The sequence below is a fragment of the Pseudomonas sp. SDO5271_S396 genome, from assembly GCF_054071795.1.
On the sequence record NZ_JBSVWB010000004.1, the window covers coordinates 121,974 to 141,450 of the forward strand.

Sequence of the window (19,477 nt, forward strand, 5' to 3'; positions counted from 1 at the left end):
ACACGACAAGCATTGTGGGAGCTGGCTTGCCAGCTCCCACATGGGTTCGGCAGTGTGTTTAGAGCATGCGTTCCAGCCCGACGCTGGTGGCGAACCAGGCATTGAACCTGCGCCACCAACTGCCCGGCTCGCGGGTCAGGGTGTGCAACTGGCCGTTGTCCTCCGTGACCCATACCACCTGCCCATCCTGTAGTTTCGCCTCATAGCTCAAAGCCGGCGCCATGCCTTGCAGGGCCAGGTTGCGCACGTGTTCCGCCAGTTCCGGGCTGTCTACCAGCACGCCGACTTCGGTGTTCCACAACACCGAGCGCGGGTCGAAGTTGAAGGAGCCGATGAAGGATTTTTCCCGGTCAAAGATCATCGCCTTGCTGTGCAGGCTGGAGTCCGAGCCACGGAAGGTGCCGCGTCGAAACAGGTGCGGCCCGCTGCCGGCGCCGGGGTCGCCCGGTTGGCGGCGCAGTTCGTAGAGTTTCACCCCGTGCTCCAGCAACGCCTTGCGGTAAGGCGCATAACCGCCGTGTACGGCAGGCACGTCCGTGGCCTCCAGTGAGTTAGTCAACAGACTCACGGAAACTCCGGCATCGGCGCGCCCGGTCAGGTAGACGAGGCCGGGTTGCCCAGGGACGAAGTACGCCGAAATCATCATCAGCTCGCGGCGGACCCCCTTCAACTCCGGCGCCAGTTGTGTGGTCAGCAACAGCTGCGGATCCGGGTCGGCCTTGGACAGCACCTTGCTCGGCGCATCCCACAGCGCCTGGTTCCAGGCCCAGATCAGCTCGCGGCGCCAGATGTTCATGCGCGGTTGAGTCTGATAGGTGCGCAAACGGTTGTAGAGCACGTGGTTCTGCTGGCGCGACTCGGCCAGCGATGCCTCCAGGCGCACGCGGGCGGCGGCGAGATCGCCTTTGGAAGGTGTGTTTGAAACGAAATCGTCGATGGGTTTGCTCAGCGCGCTGTTCCAGTACTGGTCGAAACTGTGCCCGAGCTGTTCAGCCACCGGCCCCACGCTGAGCATGTCGATATCGGTGAAGTTCAGGTTGGGCTCGGCGTCGAAGTACTCATCCCCCAGGTTGCGCCCGCCGACGATGGCGACGCTGTTGTCCGCGAGCCACAGTTTGTTGTGCATGCGCCGGTGTTGCAGTGACAGGTTGAACAGTCGGCCCATGGCCCGCGTCACGCCGGTACTGCGCCCCAGATGCAGCGGGTTGAACAGGCGAATTTCGATGTTGGGGTGGGCGGCGAGGGTGGCGATGATCTGGTCGAGGCCGTCACTGGTGGTGTCGTCCAGCAGGATGCGTACCCGTACGCCACGGTCCGCCGCCTTGAGCAGTTCATCCACCAGCATGCGTGTGCTGATGCCGTCGTGAACGATGTAGTACTGCAGGTCGAGGCTGGTCTGGGCGTTGCGGATCAGCTCGGCGCGGGCCATGAACGCTTCGCTGCTGTTGGGCAGCAGGCGAAAGCCCGAGCGCCCCTGGTGCGGCGCGGCCTGGGCCTGGATCGAGCGGCCAAACGAAGATTGCGCGGCGGGCAGGGCGTCGCTGGGGATGCGCGGTACCTCCACGGTGGCGCAGCCGCCCAGCGTCAGGGCGCCCAACAGGCAAAGCGGTAAAAGCCGTTGCATCATCAAGGACGTCGCTTCCAGAACAGGGCGGTTGTGGGCATAGGACGGTTATTTCACGGGAAAGGTCAGTCCGTCGCTTCGGCCAGCATCTTGCTCGCGGCCGCACCGACCTTGCGCACGGCCTCTTCAATCTGCGGGGTTGGCTTGGCAGCGTAGTTCATGCGCAGACAGTTCCGGTACTTGCCCGATGCAGAAAAGATACTGCCTACGGCCACCTGTACGCCTTGTTCCACCAAAGTGCGATTGAGCTTGAGGGCGTCGAAGCCTTCCGGCAGCTCCACCCACAGCATGAAACTGCCCTGGGGTCGGCTCGCACGGGTACCGGCGGGGAAGTAGCGGCTGACCCAATCGATCATCAAGTCGCGATTGCGTTGGTATTGAGTACGCATCCGGCGCAAATGCGGTTCGAAATGGCCGCCTTTCAGGAATTCGGCAATGGCAATCTGCGGTTGGGTGGCAGTGGAGCCGGTGCTGATGTATTTCATGTGCAGCACCCGTTCGAGGTAACGGCCCGGAGCTACCCAGCCGATGCGCAGGCCAGGGGCGAGGGTTTTCGAGAATGAGCTGCACAGCAATACACGGCCATCCTCGTCGAAGGACTTGATGGTGCGCGGGCGCGGGTAGCTGTAGGCCAATTCGCCATACACATCGTCTTCGATGATTGCCACGTCAAAGCGCTGGGCCAGGGTCAGCAGTGCCTTTTTACGCGCCTCCGGCATGATGTAGCCCAAAGGGTTGTTGCAGTTGGGCGTCAGCTGGATGACCTTGATCGGCCACTGCTCCAGCGCCAACTCCAGGGCTTCGAGGCTGATGCCGGTGATGGGGTCGGTGGGGATTTCCAGGGCTTTCATGCCCAGGCCCTTGAGGGTCTGCATGGCGCCGTGAAAGCTGGGCGAGTCCACCGCGACGATATCGCCAGGCTCGCAGATCGCGTGAATGCTGGCGGACAGCGCTTCGTGGCAGCCGGTGGTGATGACGATGTCTTCGGCGGTCAACTGACAGCCTGAATCCAGCGACAATCTCGCAATTTGTTCGCGCAGTTCCATACAGCCAAGAATATTGTCGTAGTACAGCCCCGGCAGATCCTGGCGGCGGCTGACGCGTGCAAGGCTGCGAAGCAAGGGTTTCATGGTGGGCGACAATACATCCGGCATGCCGCGCCCCATCTGTATGACGTTCTTGCGAGGCACGGCGCGAATCAGCTCCAGCACCTGGTCCCATTGCGAGATTTCCACTGGACGCTGGGCCGGGCGACCCACCTCGGGGAGGGCTGGCAACTCGCGACTGACGGGCACGAAATAGCCGGATTTCGGCTTCGGTGTGGCCAAGCCGTTGTCTTCCAGCAAGCGATAAGCCTGCTGGACAGTGCTCAGACTAACCCCATGTTCTACGCTCAAGGCCCGTACGGAGGGCAACCGATCGCCGGGGCGATAGAAGCCCTGTTCGATGCGGGTGCCGAGCAATTCGGCGAGATTGACGTAAAGCGTCATGACGGTCGCTCCCTGGAGACCAGTACAGATGAGGGAAAAATACAGGATTCAGCCGTCGATAGGCAGTATCTGTATGGATTTAATAAATATGGGTTGAATCTGTATTGGTTTTTGTCATCCGCCCATTCTAGTCACTCATGGCAACAGGCAAATGAGGGGCAGCAAAATGAGCGGCATGAGCGATGTGCGGTTGGCGTTACACGGTCAGGAACTGGAAGCGGGGCAGGAGCGGGTGTTGTCCGTGCCCGCTCTGAGTCGCTGGGATGCGTTCTGGCGCCGTCGTCATACCCGCAAAGCCTTGCTGGAGTTGACCCCCGAGCAATTGCGCGATGTCGGGCTGAGCGCCGAACAAGCGCGTCAGGAAGGTTTGAAACCCTTCTGGCGCAGCTGATTCACACCAGCTCTTTGAGGCGATGCCAGAGCATCCCCAGCGCCAGCAGCGGCGAGCGCAGGTGCTCGCCGCCGGGGAAGGTGATGTGCGGCACCTGGGCGAACAGGTCGAAACGGCCCTGCTGCTGACCGCTGATGGCTTCGGCCAACAGCTTGCCGGCCAGGTGCGTGGCATTCAGTCCATGGCCTGCGTAGGCCTGGGCGTAATACACGTTGGGCTGGTCTGCCAGCCGTCCGATCTGCGGCAGGCGGTTGGCGCCGATGCCGATCATGCCGCCCCACTGATAGTCGATTTTTACGTCGGCCAACTGAGGGAACACGTGCAGCATCTTCGGACGCATGTAGGCGCCGATGTCCTTGGGATCGCGACCGGAATAGTGGCAGGCGCCGCCGAACAGCAGGCGGAGGTCGGCGGACAGCCGGAAATAATCCACCGTCACCCGCTGGTCACACACCGCCATATTTTGCGGCAGCAGGTTGGCGGCCTGCGCTTCGCTCAACGGTTCGGTGGCGATGATGTAGCTGCCGGCGGGCAGTACTTTGCCGCTCAAGTGCGGGTTCAAGCCATTGAGGTAGGCGTTGCAGGCCAGTACCAGGGTTTTGGCGCGCACGTTGCCCTGGGCGGTGTGGATGTTGAGCGTGGGGCCGTAGTCGATGCGGGTGACTTCGGACTGCTCGAACAACTTCACGCCCGATTGCTGCGCCGCTGCGGCTTCACCGAGGGCCAGGTTCAATGGGTGCAAATGGCCGGAGCCCATATCGATCATGCCGCCCACGTAGCGGTCGGAGCCGATCACGCTGCCCATTTCGCCCGCATGCAGCAGGCGCACTTCATGGCGATAGCCGAGGCCGCGCAGTTCTTCGGCATCTTCGGCCAGGCCATGCAGGTCGCGAGGTTTGTTGGCAAGGTCGCAGTAGCCCCAGGTCAGGTCGCAGGGGATTTGGTAGCGCTCGACGCGCTCGCGTACGATCTCCACGGCTTCCAGGCCCATCAGCTTCATCTGGCGCACGCCGTCGGTACCGATGATATTGGCAAACTGATCCAGCCCATGGCCGACGCCGCGAATCAGCTGGCCGCCATTGCGCCCGCTGGCGCCCCAGGCAATCTTGCGCGCTTCCAGCAACGCCACGCTGAAGCCGCGTTCGGCCAGTTCCAGTGCCGTGTTCAGCCCGGAAAACCCTCCGCCGACCACACACACATCCGCCGTGATTTCTCCGGTCAACGCCGGGTAATCGGGTTGCGGCACACTGCTGGCTGCGTAGTAGGACGTGGTGTGCCGGGCGCTGGCGGTCATGGGGAGCATCCCTGTTTGGAAAATTTGACGCAGGATACAGCGGTGAGGCGAAGCTGTCTGCGCGGGGCGTTTTGCGGCAGAATCCACGCGTGTTCGCCGTTCGGTATGGGTTTCGATGAGTTGCAACCGTCAGACAATCAGCGCATTGCGCAGGCAGATTCCTTCGTTCGAGTGTGTGCCCGGCTGCCACGACTGTTGTGGCCCGGTGACCACATCGCCCGAGGAAATGTCGCGCCTGCCCCGCAAGACGGCCGCTGAGCAGGACGCCGCCATGGATGAGCTCAATTGCGTGCACCTGGGACCGAATGGCTGCACGGTGTATGACGAGCGTCCTTTGATCTGTCGCTTGTTCGGCACCACCCAGACCTTGCCGTGCCCGAATGGGCGCAGGCCGGTGGAGCTGATTCATCCACGGGTTGAGAAGCAGATTCACGACTACATGGCCAGCACACGGCAAGTGCTGGTTTAACTCGGTTAATGTGGGAGCTGGCAAGCCAGCTCCCACAGTTGACGGTGTTGTGTCAGTCAGTCCGGGATCGGCAGGTTCAGGCTCTCCTTCACTTCCTCCATCACGATATAACTCTTGGACTCGCGCACATGGGGCAGCTTGAGCAAGATATCGCCGAGCAGTTTGCGGTACGACGCCATCTCCGAAATGCGCGCTTTCACCAGATAGTCAAAGTCCCCGGACACCAGGTGGCACTCCAATACATGGGGCAGCTTCAGCACGGCGCGACGAAATTCTTCAAAGGTGTCGCCGGACTTGTAATCGAGGCTGATCTCGACAAATACCAGCAGGCTGCCTTTCAAATGTTGCGGGTTGAGCCGCGCGTTGTAGCCCATGATGATCCCTTCGCGCTCCAGGCGGCGTACCCGCTCGGTGCACGGCGTGGTCGACAGCCCAACCTTTTCGCCCAGCTCCGTGAACGAAATGCGCCCGTCGGTTTGCAGGATGCGCAGGATGTTGCGGTCGATCTTGTCCAGCTCCCGCTTGGTCTGGGTGTTGGTACGCATAGGGGATACGCCTCTGTGAAAAGGGTTTTTGCCAAGAATTGTCGCCAAATATAGGTGCTTATATAGTGAAATGCACTGGCAATAGTTTTTTACACTGCGCACATCATTGCTCGAACAACACACGTCAGCGGCCACGCCCGCGATGAGGATATAAAAATGCGCGTTCTGGTCTTGGGTAGCGGCGTCATTGGTGTGACCAGTGCCTACTATTTGGCGCGGGCCGGTTTTGAAGTGGTCGTGGTCGACCGTCAGCCTGCCGCTGCCATGGAAACCAGTTTCGCCAACGCCGGCCAGGTCTCTCCAGGCTATGCTTCGCCCTGGGCTGCGCCAGGCGTGCCACTCAAGGCCATCAAGTGGCTGTTGCAGCGCCACGCGCCGCTGGCGATCAAGGCCACCGGCGACATCGATCAATACCTGTGGATGGCGCAGATGCTGCGCAACTGCACCGCCAGCCGCTATGCCGTAAACAAGGAGCGCATGGTGCGGCTGTCCGAGTACAGCCGTGATTGCCTTGATGAACTGCGTGCCGAGACCGGCATTGCCTACGAGGGCCGTAGCCTGGGGACTACCCAGCTGTTCCGCACCCAGGCCCAGCTCGACGGCGCGGCCAAGGATATTGCCGTGCTTAAAGAGTCCGGCGTCCCCTTCGAGCTGCTCGACCGCGCCGGCATCGCCCGCGTCGAACCCGCCCTGGCCAGCGTCACCGACATCCTTGCCGGCGCCCTGCGCCTGCCGAACGACCAGACCGGCGACTGCCAGATATTCACTACTCGCCTGGCCGACCTGTGCAAGGAACTGGGCGTCGAGTTCCGTTTTGAACAGGATATCCAGCGTCTCGACTACGCTGGTGACCGCATCAACGGCGTGTGGATCGACGGCAAGCTGGAAACCGCCGACCGCTACGTGCTGGCCCTCGGCAGTTACTCGCCGAAGCTGCTCAAGCCACTGGGGATCAAGGCACCGGTGTACCCACTCAAGGGCTACTCGCTGACTGTGCCGATCACCAACCCGGCGATGGCGCCGACTTCGACCATTCTCGACGAGACCTACAAGGTCGCGATTACCCGTTTCGACAACCGTATCCGCGTCGGCGGCATGGCTGAAATAGCCGGTTTTGACCTGTCGCTGAATCCTCGTCGGCGCGAAACCCTGGAGATGATCGTCAACGACCTTTATCCTCAGGGCGGCGACTTGACCGAAGCCAGTTTCTGGACCGGTCTGCGTCCGACCACTCCCGACGGCACGCCGATTGTCGGTGCCACCCCGTTCAAGAACCTGTTCCTGAATACTGGCCACGGCACCCTCGGCTGGACCATGGCCTGTGGTTCCGGGCGCTTGCTGGCCGACCTGATGGCGAAGAAAACACCGCAGATCAGTGCGGCCGGCCTCGACATTTCCCGTTATGGCAACCACCAGGAGTCTGCAAAGCATGTCCATCCAGCGCCAGCTCACCAATGAGCGCATGAGCCAGATCGTCGTTCACAGCGGTACCGTGTATCTGGCCGGGCAAGTCGGCGACGACATGAGTGCCGGCATTGAACAGCAGACCCGTGAAACCCTGGCCAATATCGAGCGTTTGCTGGACCTGGCCGGCACCGATAAAAGCAAGTTGCTGTCGGTGACGATTTACCTGAAAGACATCGACGCCGACTTCGCCGGCATGAACGCGGTGTGGGACAAGTGGTTGCCCAAGGGCGTTGCTCCGGCCCGTGCCACTGTCGAAGCCAAGCTGTGCGAACCGGAAATCCTGGTAGAGCTGTCCGTTGTGGCGGCCCTGCCTTAAACCTGGATCCCTCTCCCGGTGCCGACGTTGTCGGTCGGTACCGGTTTTTCTTCACTCTGCCGCCTAGAAGCCTGCCGCCATGCGTCCTGCCCGTGCCCTGATCGATCTCCAAGCCCTGCGCCACAACTACCAATTGGCCCGTGAAGTCACGGGGGCCAAGGCCCTGGCCGTGGTCAAGGCCGATGCCTACGGGCACGGTGCCGTGCGTGTGGCCCAGGCCTTGGAAGCTGAGACCGATGGGTTTGCCGTGGCGTGTATCGAAGAGGCGTTGGAGCTGCGCGCGGCGGGGATTCGTGCGCCGGTACTGTTGCTCGAAGGCTTTTTCGAGGCTGACGAGCTGCCGCTGATCAACGAGCATGATTTGTGGTGCGTGGTGCATTCGTTATGGCAGTTGGACGCGATCGAGCAAGCCAGGCTGAGCAAGCCGCTGACCGTCTGGCTCAAGCTGGATTCGGGCATGCACCGTGTCGGTCTGCACCCCAAGGATTATCACGAGGCTTATCAGCGCCTGCTGGCGAGCGGCAAGGTTGGGAAAATCGTCCTGATGAGCCACTTCGCCCGCGCCGATGAGCTCGACTGTGTACGCAGCAACGAGCAAGTGGCGGTATTCGAAGCGGCGCGCCAAGGCTTGTCGGCAGAAACCAGTCTGCGCAACTCGCCGTCGGTGATGGGTTGGCCGAATGTGAGCAGCGACTGGGTGCGCCCGGGCATCATGCTCTACGGTGCAACACCGTTTGGTGAAGACCAGGCCGTGGCCGCGCGGTTGCAGCCGGTGATGACCCTGGAGTCGAAAGTCATCTGCGTGCGCGAACTGCCGGCCGGCGAGCCGGTGGGCTATGGTGCCAAGTTTATTACGCCAAAACCGATGCGTATCGGCGTGGTTGCCATGGGCTATGCCGACGGCTACCCGCGTCACGCGCCAACCGGTACGCCGGTGCTGGTGGCCGGGCAGCGCAGCCAGTTGCTGGGGCGCGTTTCCATGGACATGCTGTGCATCGACCTCACGGATGTGCCTCAGGCCGGGCTGGGCTCCCCGGTGGAGTTGTGGGGTAAAAACATCCTCGCCAGTGACGTTGCGACTGCCGCCGAGACCATTCCGTACCAGATTTTCTGCAACCTGCGCCGCGTGCCAAGGCTCTATTCCGGCGCCTGACGCGGCCCTACGGATGACGGTCGCCCGGATTTAGGCCCAAGTGTTGTAAATACTGAACGCTGTCGCCATGATAACGCTCACTACAACAACGCCTGAATCCTAGGAGGCTCCTGCATTGGACGTCGGCGAACGACTGCAATCCATCCGTAAACTCAAAGGTCTTTCCCAGCGTGAGCTTGCCAAGCGTGCGGGCGTCACCAACAGCACCATTTCGATGATCGAGAAAAACAGCGTCAGCCCCTCGATCAGCTCCTTGCGCAAGGTGCTGGGCGGCATCCCCATGTCCATGGTCGAGTTCTTTTCCGAGGAGATCCTCCAGGAAATACCCACGCAGATCGTCTATAAAGCCAATGAGCTGATCGACATCTCTGACGGCGCCGTCACCATGAAACTGGTAGGCCGGGCGCACCCCAGCCGGGCGATTGCGTTTCTCAACGAAATTTATCCGCCTGGCGCCGACACTGGCGAAGAAATGCTCACCCACGAAGGCGAAGAAACCGGGATTCTGGTGGAAGGCCGCCTTGAATTGGTGGTCGGACTTGAAACTTTTGTGCTCGAAGCCGGCGATAGCTACTACTTTGAAAGCACCAAGCCCCATCGTTTTCGCAACCCGTTCGATGTGCCGGCGCGACTAATCAGCGCAGCCACACCGGCGAACTTTTGACAGAAGAGGCGTGCTGCCAGCGTTGCAGACACACCCGTAGCTGTATTCCGCAAGGTCGAATCTCCCTTTATTTAATAGGGTTGTTTCGGCCCGGCGGGCTAACCGTTATACTTTCGCCGCCTGCGAAACCGTGGCCGCAGGCGTGAATAGCCACCATTGAGGGTGAACGCGTGAACCTAATTATGAAAATGCTGGCTGCACCAGCAACCGTACTGGCCCTATGGGCTGTCAGCGCTCAAGCTGCGACCAATGATGAAATTGCCAAGCGCCTGGAGCCTGTGGGCCAGGTCTGCGTCCAGGGCAAGGAGTGCAAGGGCATGGAAGTCGCGGTGGCCGCTGGTGGTGGCGGTGGGGCGAAGACGCCGGACGAAGTGATCGCCAAACACTGCAACGCCTGCCATGGCAGCGGCCTGCTGGGCGCGCCAAAAATCGGCGACACCGCCGCGTGGAAAGAGCGCGCCGATCACCAGGGCGGCCTCGACGGCATCCTGGCCAAGGCGATCACGGGCATCAACGCCATGCCGCCAAAAGGCACCTGCGCGGATTGCTCGGATGATGACCTCAAGGGCGCGATCAAGAAGATGTCGGGGCTCTAAATCGCCGACCTTCGCCAAAAAAGCCGCTTGCGAGCGGTTTTTTTGTGCCTGGTATTTGTCTTTCAACGCTGTTCATTGCAGCAAAGACCCGGCAAGCTCGGTCCAACCCCTAATCATGGAATGTTCAGGAGGTCGGACCGTGCAGTTGTGTTCAATCGAGCAAGCAGTTGATGACGTGTTGGCGCGCTTGCCGGCGCATATCCACATGGGCATGCCCCTGGGCCTGGGCAAGCCCAACCTGTTCGTCAACGCGCTGTATCGGCGGATTGCCAAGTTGCCGGAGCGCACGTTGACGATCTACACCGCACTGGCCCTGGGTCGCCCAACGATGGGTGATGGTTTGCAGAAGCGCTTTCTCGAACCCTTCATCGAGCGCGTGTTTGGTGATTACCCCGAACTGGATTTTCTCGCCGACCTGCACAAGGACAAGTTGCCCACCAACATTCGCGTGCAACAGTTCTTCATGCAGCCCGGCAGTTTGTTGCACAGTGAGTCGGCGCAGCAGGATTACGTCAGCAGCAACTACAGCCATGCCGCCCGTGATATCAACGCGGCTGGCCTGAACCTGGTGGCGCAACTGGTGGCGAGCAGCGCCGAGCACCCTGATCGCCTGAGCCTGAGCTGCAACCCCGATATCACCCTGGACTTGCTGCCAATGATCGCCAAGCGCCGTGAGGCTGGCGAAACCGTGCTGATCGTTGGCCAGGTCCATCGTGATTTGCCCTACATGCCCGGGGATGCCGAACTGGGCATGGACGCCTTCGATTACCTGATCGATGAAAAAGACAGCACCACGCTGTTTTCCACGCCGAACATGCCGGTGGGGTTCCAGGACCATTTCATCGGCCTGCATGCCAGCACGCTGGTACGCGATGGCGGCACCCTGCAGATCGGCATCGGCTCCATGGGCGATGCATTGACCGCCGCTTTACTGGCGCGCCAGGCGGACAACGAAGCCTACCGATTGCTGCTGACCGACCTGGACGTGTATCAGTGGGCGCCGTTGATCAGCCACGAAGGCGGTGTCGATCCCTTCGCCCGTGGCCTTTACGGTTGCAGCGAGATGTTCGTCAACGGCCTGCTGGTGTTGGCGGACGCGGGGATTGTCCGCCGCAAGGTCTACCCGGATGTGGCGACGCAGGCGCAGGCCAACGCCGGTACGCTCGACGACGCAGCGCAGCCCGACGGTATCTCTATCCACGGTGGTTTCTTTCTGGGCCCGCGCAGTTTTTACCAGCGCTTACAGGAAATGACCCACGCCAAGCGTCTCGAATTCAACATGACGCGCATCAGCTACATCAACGAGCTGTATGGCCAGGAAGAGCTCAAGCGCCTGCAACGGCTGGATGCGCGGTTTATCAACAGCGCGATCATGGTCACGCTGCTGGGCGCCGGCGTTGCCGACCAACTAGAAGACGGTCGCGTGCTCAGCGGCGTGGGCGGGCAATACAACTTCGTTACTCAAGGCCATGCGCTGGAGGGCGCGCGCTCGATCCTGATTCTGCGCAGCTGGCGCGAGGCGGCGGGTGAGGTCAGCTCGAATATCGTCTGGGAGTACGGCCACTGCACGATTCCGCGGCACCTGCGGGATATCGTCATCACCGAGTACGGAATTGCCGATTTGCGCGGTCAGACGGATGCCAAGGTTATCGAGGCGTTGCTCAATGTTACCGACTCACGCTTTCAGGGTGACCTGATCGAACAGGCGCAAAAGGCCGGCAAGCTGCCCAGGGATTTCCAGCTCGACCCGCGTTTTGCCGACAATACGCCAGAGCGGCTCAAGGGCATCCAGGCGCGGCATCGCCGATTGTTTCCGGAGTATCCGCTGGGCAGTGATTTCACGGATGAAGAGCGGGACTTGTTGCGCGCGCTGAACTGGCTCAAAAGCAAGTTCAAGCTGACGGAGATTCTGGAGTTGGGCAAGGCGGCGCTGGATGCACCGGAGCCAGAGGCGTTTCCCGAGCATCTGAAGCGGATGCGGTTGGATAAGCCGGAGGGGTTGAAAGAGGATTTATACCAGCGGTTATTGCTGGCGGGCTTGCAGGCCACCGCACACTAACGGCTACCGTCAATCAAATGTGGGAGCTGGCTTGCCTGCGATGAGGGCCTGACAGGCAACGTCTCTGTTGTCTGAGACTCCGCTATCGCAGGCAAGCCAGCTCCCACATTTTGAATGAGTGCCCACCCTGAATATTGGGTGTGTTCCCGATTATTCGATGAAAGTGACGACGCCGCCTTCCAGCGACTTCACCCGCGCCAGCGATTCAACCCGATAACCCTGCGCATCCAATTCTGCACGGCCGCCCTGGAACGACTTCTCGATCACGATCCCCAGGCCCGCCACGGTCGCGCCGGCTTGCTTGATGATCGAAATCAGTGCCTGGGACGCCTTGCCGTTGGCCAGGAAGTCATCGATCACCAGTACACGGTCGCTGCTGGTCAAGTGGCGCGGGGATATCGCCACGGTGCTTTCGACCTTCTTGGTGAAGGAGTAAACGGTCGCCGACAGCAGGTTTTCCGTCAGGGTCAGGGATTGCTGCTTGCGCGCGAAAATCACCGGCACGCCCAGGTTCAGGCCGGTCATGATCGCCGGTGCGATCCCTGAGGCTTCGATGGTGACGATCTTGGTGACGCCCGAGTCCTTGAACAGCGCAGCGAATTCGTCGCCGATCAGTTTCATCAGGGCCGGGTCGATCTGGTGGTTCAGAAAGGCGTCGACCTTGAGTACCTGATCGGAAAGCACGATGCCTTCTTCGCGAATTTTCTTGTGCAGTGCTTCCACGGAAAGCTTCCTCTAATGGCGCGACGTGCGCCGAAAGTAGATTGAAAAGTAGTCGATTCTAGCGCTTTAACATCGCGCGTATATCCGCCAGGGCGGTATTGCCGCGAACGGCCTTCACCTCGGTCGGGGTGTCGTCATTGCCTTCCCAGGCCAGGTCGTCCGGCGGCAGCTCATCCAGGAACCGGCTGGGGGCACAATCGATGATCTCGCCGTATTGCTTGCGCTTGGCGGCAAAGGTGAAGGCCAGGGTCTGACGTGCGCGGGTAATGCCCACGTAGGCCAGGCGGCGTTCTTCTTCGATGGTGTCGGCTTCGATGCTGGAGCGGTGCGGGAGGATTTCCTCTTCCATGCCCATGATGAACACGTAGGGAAATTCCAGGCCCTTGGAGGCATGCAGGGTCATCATCTGCACGCCTTCGGCGCCATCTTCTTCTTCCTGCTGGCGCTCGAGCATGTCGCGCAGTACCAGCTTGCCGATGGCATCCTCGACGGTCATTTCGCCGTCTTCGTCTTTTTCCAGGGTGTTTTTCAGCGCCTCGATCAGGAACCACACGTTGCTCATGCGGTAGTCGGCGGCCTTGTCGCTGGAGCTGTTGGTGCGCAGCCAGTTTTCGTAGTCGATGTCCATGACCATGCTGCGCAGGGCGCTGATCGGGTCTTCGCCGGCGCACTGTTCGCGGACCTTGTCCATGAAGCGCTTGAAACGCGACAGACGATCGGTGAAACGCGTGTCCAGGTGCTCGCCCAGACCGATTTCGTCGGTGGCGGCGTACATCGAAATCTTGCGTTCGGTGGCGTAGTTGCCGAGCTTTTCCAGGGTGGTGGAGCCGATTTCCCGGCGCGGCACGTTGATCACCCGCAAGAAGGCGTTGTCGTCATCCGGGTTTACGATCAGGCGGAAGTAGGCCATCAGGTCTTTCACTTCCTGGCGTCCGAAAAAGCTGTTGCCGCCCGACAGGCGATACGGCACCTGGTGGTGCTGCAATTTCAGCTCGATCAGCTTGGCCTGGTAGTTGCCGCGATAGAGGATCGCGAAATCACTGTAGGGCCGATCGGTGCGCAAGTGCAGGCTGAGGATTTCCATGGCCACGCGCTCGGCTTCGGCGTCTTCGTTGCGGCAGCGAATCACACGGATCTCGTCGCCATGGCCCATTTCGCTCCACAGTTGTTTTTCGAACTCGTGGGGGTTGTTGGAAATCAGCACGTTGGCGCAGCGCAGAATACGGCTGGTGGAGCGGTAGTTCTGTTCCAGCATCACCACTTTCAAGGAGGGGTAGTCCTCCTTGAGCAGCATCAGGTTTTCCGGGCGGGCGCCGCGCCAGGCGTAGATCGACTGGTCGTCGTCGCCAACCACGGTGAACTGGTTGCGTTTGCCAATGAGCATTTTCACCAGCAGGTACTGGCTGGCGTTGGTGTCCTGGTATTCGTCCACCAGCAGGTAGCGCACCCGGTTCTGCCATTTTTCGAGGATATCGGCGTGTTCCTCGAACAGTTTCACCGGCAGCAGGATCAGGTCGTCGAAGTCCACCGCGTTGAACGCCTTGAGCGTGCGCTGGTAGTGGGTGTAGACGATGGCGGCGGTCTGTTCCTTGGGGTTGCGCGCGTTTTCCAGGGCCTGGGCGGGCAGGATCAGGTCGTTTTTCCAGGCGCCGATCATGTTCTTGATCTCATCCACGCCGTCGTCGCCTGCGTATTCCTTCTGCATGATGTCGGTCATCAGCGACTTCACATCGGTCTCGTCAAAGATCGAGAAGCCCGGCTTGTAGCCCAGGCGCACATGCTCCTTGCGGATGATGTTCAGGCCCAGGTTGTGGAAGGTGCACACCGTGAGGCCACGGCCTTCGCCCGCGCGCAGCAGGGTGCCGACGCGCTCCTTCATTTCCCGCGCCGCCTTGTTGGTAAAGGTCATGGCGACGATGTACTGGGCGCGGATGCCGCAGTTCTGGATCAGGTGCGCGATCTTGCGGGTGATCACGCTGGTCTTGCCGGAGCCAGCGCCGGCGAGCACCAATAGAGGGCCGCCGACGTAGTTCACGGCTTCTTGCTGCCGGGGATTGAGTCGGGACATACAGAGTTCAGGGGGTCATTGAGCAAAAAGGGCGGGCATTTTAACAGGCTCGCAGGATTCTGCTCTCACAGAACGACAGTGTGACGTACCGCTCGATCTAAATTTGCCGGTTTTGATACTTTGCCGCAGGATGTGGGGATTATTTGCGGCTAACATTCGCGACTGATACTCGCAGCCTGCGTAGTTGATAATCCATGTCATTGGTCATTATTCGGTCGCACGTCATAATGCCCGCCGCCGACGAAATCTTGCAGAGTCTAGGGAGCTAGCTTGTCTACGCCTGTCGAACCCTTGCGTTTGCTGCTACTGGCCGATATGCCTGAGTGGGCAGCGTTGTTGCGCGAGTGCCTGGCGCCGATGGGCGAGGGGGCTGTGCTGATCAGTGCGCCAAACTGGGACTCGGTGAGTCGTCTTTTCGACGACGATCACGGTGCCGTGCTGCTGACCACGCCAGACCTGCAACCCGGACCTGGCCGTTGCAGCCTGCCGTGTGTGCTGCTGCTGGAGCAGGAACCGCTGGTTTCGCCCTTGGGCGCCAGTGACTGGTTGGTGCGCGATGCACTGGACGCTGACATATTGCGCCGCTGCCTGCGTCACGTGCGTGAACGCGGTGTGCTCGAAACGACCCTGCAGCGCCTCGCCGAACAGGACCCGCTCACCGGCATCGCCAACCGCCAGGGCTTCCAGACCCTGCTCGCGGCGCGGCTGGCCGAGAACGAAGGTCGTGGCCTGGCCCTCGGTCACCTGGACCTCGACAACTTCCGCCACGCCAACGACGCCCTCGGCCACCAGGCCGGCGACCGGCTGATCCTGCAAGTGGTCTCGCGGCTCAAGAGCCAGCTCGAGGTCGGAGATCAACTGGCTCGCTTGGGCAGCGACGAGTTCGCCCTGCTGATCGACACCCGCCGTGCACCCCAGCGTGCCGAGTGGATGGCCGAGCGCATTACCGAAGTCATGGCCGAGCCCTACTGGGTGGACGGCGAAAGCCTGCTGATCGGCTGCAGCCTGGGGGTGGCGCACGCCCGTGCCCGCGCCGGGGCAGACCCGCTGATGTGGCACGCCCACATTGCCATGCAGCAGGCCAAGAGCACCCAGGGCTGCACCTTTCACATCTTCAACGAGCGGATCAACCGTAACGCGCGCAGCCTGGCCGACCTGGAAAGCGAGCTGCGCCGTGCCCTGCGTCGGGATGAACTGGAGCTGCACTACCAGCCGCGCCTGGACCTGGACGACGGGCATATCGTCGGCCTTGAAGCGTTGGTGCGCTGGCGTCACGGCGAGCGCGGCCTGTTGCCGCCCAGCGAGTTCGTGCCGCTGGCCGAACAAAGCGGGTTGATCGTGCCGTTGGGGTACTGGGTAATCTCCCGGGCCCTGCGCGACATGCAGGCCCTGCGCGAGCGCGGGCTGCCGCCATTGCACATGGCGGTCAACCTGTCGTTCCGTCAGTTTCAGGACAGCCAGTTACTGTCGACCCTCAGCCGGCTGATTGCCGAGCGCGGCGTGGAAGCGCAATGGCTGGAATTCGAACTGACTGAAACCGCAGTGATGCGCCGCAGCGATCTGGTCAAGCAGACCATGGACGCCCTCGGCCGTTTGGGCGTGCGGTTCTCGCTGGACGACTTCGGCACCGGCTTTTCATCGTTCGTGCACCTCAACAGCCTGCCCATCGCCTTGTTGAAGATCGACAAGAGCTTTGTCGGCGGCATGGAGGGGCGTGAAGAAAACCGCAAGCTGGTACACGCCATGATCAACCTGGCCCACAACCTCAACCTGGAAGTGGTGGCCGAGGGCGTGGAAACACCGGAGCAGCTTGCCCTGCTGAGGTTGTTCGGCTGCGACCAGGCCCAGGGTTATCTGATCAGCAAGCCGTTGCCGCTTTCGGAGTTGGTGGAGTACCTGACATTCGGCAAGGGTCGGCAGGCTCTGCTGGGTTGAATTGGGAGCTTGATCAATGTGGGAGCTGGCTTGCCAGCTCCCATATCGACCGCACACATCCTCCGGTCAGGCTACATAGCCTGGAATTCAGCGCGAACCTCGGGCTCCTGCCGAATCATCCGCTTCATCTTCATTTCAAACGCCCAGGTCAGGCTGATGGCAGCACAGGCCAGGCCCAGCGCCAGGCCCCACCACACGCCGGTCGGCCCCCAGCCCAGGTGGAAGGCCATCAGCCAGGCCGAAGGTGCGCCGATCAGCCAATAGCAACCAAGCCCGACCAGAAAGGTGGTTTTCGCATCCTTCAGACCGCGGATGCAGCCCATGGCGATGGTCTGCACACCGTCGAAAAGCTCGAACCAGGCCGCCACGGCCAACAGGCTGACGGCCAGGACGATCACGTTGTGAAATGCCGGGTCGTCATGGTCTAGGAACAGTCCTACCAGCGGATCGGAAAACAGCCACAACATGGCGGCAAACCCCAGCATCACGGCGGCGCCAAAGCCTATGCCGACACGGCCGGCCATGCGCGCGTGCAGCAACTGCCCGGCGCCGTAATGCTGGCCGATACGCATGGTCACTGCGTAGGACATCCCCGCCGGCACCATGAACGCCACCGAAACGATCTGCAGGGCGATCTGGTGGGCCGCCAGTTGCGTACTGCCCATGGTGCCCATGCACAGCGCAGCGAAGGCAAACAGCCCGACTTCCACGGCGTAGGTACCACCAATCGGCAGGCCCAGACGCCACAGTTCACGCAGGTATTGGGTGTTAAGACGCAGCAGGCCGGTGCTCAGCGGGTAGGCGGCGTACGTGCGGTCGTGGCGGATGTACCACATCAGTGCCAGCGCCATCCCGTTGGCGACAATCGCAGTCACCAGGCCAATGCCCATCAGGCCCAGTTTCGGCAGGCCGAACATTCCTTCGATCAACGCGTGGTTGAGCAGGTAATTGAGCACAGTGCCGCCCAGGGCGATCACCATCACGGGTGTGGCCTTGCCGATGGCACTGGTGAAGCCGCGCAACGCCATGAAACTCAGGTAGCCGGGCAAGGCGAACGGCAGGATCGTCAGGAATTGCCCGGCGGACTGCACGTTGGTTTCGGTCTGGCCGAACATCAGCAGCAACGGCTTGAGGTTCCACAGCAGCAGGCCGGCGGCCAGGGCCATCAGCCAGGCAAGCCAGAGACCGGCCTGGGTCAGGCGAGTGGCACCCTCGATATCGCCCGCGCCGTGACGGATGGCCACCAGCGTGCCGACTGCGGCGATCACGCCGATGCAGAAAATCGACACAAATGAATAACTGGCCGCCCCCAGCCCACCCCCGGCCAGGGCTTCGGGACTCAGGCGGGCCATCATCAGGGTGTCGGTCAGCACCATCAGCATGTGGGCCAACTGTGAAGCAATCAACGGCCCTGACAGCCGCAAAATGGCCCAGAGTTCGGTACGCGCCGGATGCTGCATGATCATCACGCTCTAAAAGTCAGAGGGTAGGGGAAGGGTCGATTCTCGGCGCTCGCGACCGATTGCACAAAGGGATAAAAGCGATTGTTCGCATGATTAAAACTCATGCCGGATGAATCTGTTACGTTACGTCGATGCGCTATAGGAGTTTTCCGGATGTCACGTCGTCTTCCTCCGCTTTATGCTCTGCGTGCCTTTGAGGCAGCCTCTCGGCACCACTCCTTCACCCGGGCGGCGGAGGAGTTGTCCATTACCCAAAGTGCGGTGAGCCGGCACATCCGTACCCTGGAAGAGCATTTCGCCTGTCGGCTGTTCCAGCGCAGCGGGCGTACCTTGCAGCTGACCGAGGCGGCGCGCTTGTTGCTGCCCGGTGTGCGTGAAGGGTTCGCCGCGCTGGAGCGGGCGTGTCACACCTTGAACGCCGAAGACGACATCCTGCGCATGAAGGCGCCGTCGACCCTGACCATGCGCTGGCTATTGGCGCGGCTCAGTCGCTTTCGCGCGTTGCAGCCGGGCAACGAAGTGCAACTCACCAGTGCCTGGATGAGCGTGGATGAAGTGGACTTCAACCAGGAGCCTTTCGATTGTGCGGTGTTGCTGAGCTACGGGCATTTTCCGGCGGACTGGGAGGCCAGTTACCTGTTCCCCGAGCTGCTGATCCCGGTAGGCGCACCGAACTTGCTGACTGACGGTCCCTGGGATGTACAGCGATTGGCAGCCGCCGAGTTGCTGCACCCCACTCCCGACCGTCGTGACTGGCGCAATTGGCTGGAGCGCATGGGGTTGTCATCCCAGGTGTCGCTCAAGGGTGGCCAGGTTTTCGATACGCTTGAATTGGGCATGATCGCGGCTGCGCGTGGTTACGGTGTATCCATGGGCGACCTGTTGATGGTGGCCGAAGACGTTGCCCAGGGACGTTTGAGCCTGCCGTGGCCCACTGCCGTGGCCAGTGGCGAAAACTACTACCTGGTGTGGCCGAAAACCCGCCCGGGTGGCGAGCGTTTGCGGCGCCTGGCGGAGTTTCTTCAGGGGGAAGTGAAGGCGATGGCACTGCCTGTCGTTGAGCGTCTTGATTGACGCCGTGGCGACCGTTCATGCAATCGTTTGCCGGATACCCCTGCGGGTCGCTCAAGTATTGGTCTGGCCCGCCGAAGTAAGGGTGTTGGAACCATCGTGCACCAACGTTTCCCTTCTAGATAATTTGCCGAGCTGTGCTATGAGAT

At 61.2% G+C, this 19,477-nt stretch carries 17 protein-coding genes; 10 read left to right on the forward strand and 7 right to left on the reverse strand.

Translation table 11 applies throughout. The annotated features are described in order from the left end of the window. Nucleotides 1-58 precede the first annotated feature (58 nt). Together ACW9IN_RS05020 and ACW9IN_RS05025 are read right to left on the reverse strand one after the other, a co-directional pair. Nucleotides 59-1,627: a phospholipase D family protein gene (locus tag ACW9IN_RS05020; RefSeq protein WP_457364839.1), complete on the reverse strand. Its 1,569-nt coding sequence runs from the start codon at nt 1,625-1,627 to the stop codon at nt 59-61. A gap of 62 nt (nt 1,628-1,689) precedes the next feature. Beyond that, nucleotides 1,690-3,114: an aminotransferase-like domain-containing protein gene (locus ACW9IN_RS05025; protein ID WP_457364840.1), complete on the reverse strand. Its 1,425-nt coding sequence runs from the start codon at nt 3,112-3,114 to the stop codon at nt 1,690-1,692. A 166-nt stretch (nt 3,115-3,280) separates the two neighbouring features. Between ACW9IN_RS05025 and ACW9IN_RS05030 the strand changes: the two genes are divergently transcribed. After that, the gene (locus ACW9IN_RS05030; protein ID WP_457364930.1) at nt 3,281-3,505 is read left to right on the forward strand and encodes a DUF1127 domain-containing protein; all 225 of its coding nucleotides are present in this window, start codon (nt 3,281-3,283) and stop codon (nt 3,503-3,505) included. Between the two features lies 1 nt (nt 3,506). Here ACW9IN_RS05030 and ACW9IN_RS05035 read toward each other — a convergent pair whose 3' ends face one another. Continuing rightward, entirely contained in the window at nt 3,507-4,799 is a 1,293-nt protein-coding gene (locus tag ACW9IN_RS05035) for an NAD(P)/FAD-dependent oxidoreductase (protein ID WP_457364841.1), read from the reverse strand. A 115-nt stretch (nt 4,800-4,914) separates the two neighbouring features. On the opposite strand from ACW9IN_RS05035, the gene ACW9IN_RS05040 reads away from it, so the two are divergent. Further along, nucleotides 4,915-5,268 (forward strand): YkgJ family cysteine cluster protein, encoded by a 354-nt coding sequence (locus tag ACW9IN_RS05040; RefSeq protein ID WP_457364842.1) that lies wholly within the window; start codon nt 4,915-4,917, stop codon nt 5,266-5,268. 56 nt (nt 5,269-5,324) lie between these two features. Here the strand turns inward: ACW9IN_RS05040 and ACW9IN_RS05045 are convergent, their stop codons facing one another. After that, nucleotides 5,325-5,813: an Lrp/AsnC ligand binding domain-containing protein gene (locus ACW9IN_RS05045; RefSeq protein WP_003176896.1), complete on the reverse strand. Its 489-nt coding sequence runs from the start codon at nt 5,811-5,813 to the stop codon at nt 5,325-5,327. A gap of 156 nt (nt 5,814-5,969) precedes the next feature. On the opposite strand from ACW9IN_RS05045, the gene dadA reads away from it, so the two are divergent. From dadA to ACW9IN_RS05075, 6 genes are all read left to right on the forward strand, one after another. After that, nucleotides 5,970-7,271, forward strand: a complete 1,302-nt coding sequence (dadA, locus tag ACW9IN_RS05050) for a D-amino acid dehydrogenase (protein ID WP_457364843.1) — start codon at nt 5,970-5,972, stop codon at nt 7,269-7,271. Continuing rightward, nucleotides 7,243-7,596 carry a RidA family protein gene (locus ACW9IN_RS05055; protein WP_145158111.1) on the forward strand — a complete coding sequence of 118 codons (354 nt, stop codon included), beginning with the start codon at nt 7,243-7,245 and terminating at the stop codon, nt 7,594-7,596. Before dadA ends, ACW9IN_RS05055 begins: the two co-directional genes overlap by 29 nt. Before the next feature lie 79 nt (nt 7,597-7,675). Beyond that, a complete protein-coding gene (alr, locus tag ACW9IN_RS05060) occupies nt 7,676-8,749 on the forward strand; it encodes an alanine racemase (protein WP_457364844.1) in 1,074 nt (357 codons plus the stop codon). 115 nt (nt 8,750-8,864) lie between these two features. Then, nucleotides 8,865-9,413, forward strand: a complete 549-nt coding sequence (locus ACW9IN_RS05065; protein WP_003176893.1) for a cupin domain-containing protein — start codon at nt 8,865-8,867, stop codon at nt 9,411-9,413. Nucleotides 9,414-9,595: 182 nt separating this feature from the next. Beyond that, nucleotides 9,596-10,009, forward strand: coding sequence for a c-type cytochrome (locus ACW9IN_RS05070; protein ID WP_457364931.1), 414 nt, complete (start codon nt 9,596-9,598; stop codon nt 10,007-10,009). Between the two features lie 115 nt (nt 10,010-10,124). After that, complete coding sequence (locus ACW9IN_RS05075; RefSeq protein ID WP_457364845.1) at nt 10,125-12,068, forward strand: acetyl-CoA hydrolase/transferase C-terminal domain-containing protein; 1,944 nt, start codon at nt 10,125-10,127, stop codon at nt 12,066-12,068. A 150-nt stretch (nt 12,069-12,218) separates the two neighbouring features. On the opposite strand, the gene ACW9IN_RS05080 is transcribed toward ACW9IN_RS05075, so the two are convergent. Further along, complete coding sequence (locus ACW9IN_RS05080; RefSeq protein WP_457364846.1) at nt 12,219-12,791, reverse strand: xanthine phosphoribosyltransferase; 573 nt, start codon at nt 12,789-12,791, stop codon at nt 12,219-12,221. 58 nt (nt 12,792-12,849) lie between these two features. Further along, a complete protein-coding gene (gene rep / locus ACW9IN_RS05085; RefSeq protein WP_457364847.1) occupies nt 12,850-14,859 on the reverse strand; it encodes a DNA helicase Rep in 2,010 nt (669 codons plus the stop codon). Nucleotides 14,860-15,129: 270 nt separating this feature from the next. Between rep and ACW9IN_RS05090 the strand changes: the two genes are divergently transcribed. Further along, nucleotides 15,130-16,794, forward strand: a complete 1,665-nt coding sequence (locus tag ACW9IN_RS05090; RefSeq protein ID WP_457364848.1) for a putative bifunctional diguanylate cyclase/phosphodiesterase — start codon at nt 15,130-15,132, stop codon at nt 16,792-16,794. A 71-nt stretch (nt 16,795-16,865) separates the two neighbouring features. On the opposite strand, the gene ACW9IN_RS05095 is transcribed toward ACW9IN_RS05090, so the two are convergent. Beyond that, nucleotides 16,866-18,260, reverse strand: a complete 1,395-nt coding sequence (locus tag ACW9IN_RS05095; RefSeq protein WP_457364849.1) for a NorM family multidrug efflux MATE transporter — start codon at nt 18,258-18,260, stop codon at nt 16,866-16,868. Nucleotides 18,261-18,410: 150 nt separating this feature from the next. Here ACW9IN_RS05095 and ACW9IN_RS05100 point away from each other — a divergent pair, with 150 nt between their 5' ends. Next, nucleotides 18,411-19,331: a LysR substrate-binding domain-containing protein gene (locus ACW9IN_RS05100; RefSeq protein WP_457364850.1), complete on the forward strand. Its 921-nt coding sequence runs from the start codon at nt 18,411-18,413 to the stop codon at nt 19,329-19,331. Nucleotides 19,332-19,477 lie beyond the last annotated feature (146 nt).

Coding starts and splice junctions, on each gene's coding strand:
- rep (WP_457364847.1), bottom strand. CDS start 14,859: ATGTCCCGACTCAATCCCCGGCAGCAAGAAGCCGTGAACTACGTCGGC.
- ACW9IN_RS05100 (WP_457364850.1), top strand. CDS start 18,411: ATGTCACGTCGTCTTCCTCCGCTTTATGCTCTGCGTGCCTTTGAGGCA.
- ACW9IN_RS05035 (WP_457364841.1), bottom strand. CDS start 4,799: ATGACCGCCAGCGCCCGGCACACCACGTCCTACTACGCAGCCAGCAGT.
- alr (WP_457364844.1), top strand. CDS start 7,676: ATGCGTCCTGCCCGTGCCCTGATCGATCTCCAAGCCCTGCGCCACAAC.
- ACW9IN_RS05070 (WP_457364931.1), top strand. CDS start 9,596: ATGAAAATGCTGGCTGCACCAGCAACCGTACTGGCCCTATGGGCTGTC.
- ACW9IN_RS05095 (WP_457364849.1), bottom strand. CDS start 18,260: ATGATCATGCAGCATCCGGCGCGTACCGAACTCTGGGCCATTTTGCGG.
- ACW9IN_RS05025 (WP_457364840.1), bottom strand. CDS start 3,114: ATGACGCTTTACGTCAATCTCGCCGAATTGCTCGGCACCCGCATCGAA.
- ACW9IN_RS05045 (WP_003176896.1), bottom strand. CDS start 5,813: ATGCGTACCAACACCCAGACCAAGCGGGAGCTGGACAAGATCGACCGC.
- ACW9IN_RS05040 (WP_457364842.1), top strand. CDS start 4,915: ATGAGTTGCAACCGTCAGACAATCAGCGCATTGCGCAGGCAGATTCCT.
- ACW9IN_RS05030 (WP_457364930.1), top strand. CDS start 3,281: ATGAGCGGCATGAGCGATGTGCGGTTGGCGTTACACGGTCAGGAACTG.
- dadA (WP_457364843.1), top strand. CDS start 5,970: ATGCGCGTTCTGGTCTTGGGTAGCGGCGTCATTGGTGTGACCAGTGCC.
- ACW9IN_RS05075 (WP_457364845.1), top strand. CDS start 10,125: ATGGAATGTTCAGGAGGTCGGACCGTGCAGTTGTGTTCAATCGAGCAA.
- ACW9IN_RS05020 (WP_457364839.1), bottom strand. CDS start 1,627: ATGATGCAACGGCTTTTACCGCTTTGCCTGTTGGGCGCCCTGACGCTG.
- ACW9IN_RS05055 (WP_145158111.1), top strand. CDS start 7,243: ATGTCCATCCAGCGCCAGCTCACCAATGAGCGCATGAGCCAGATCGTC.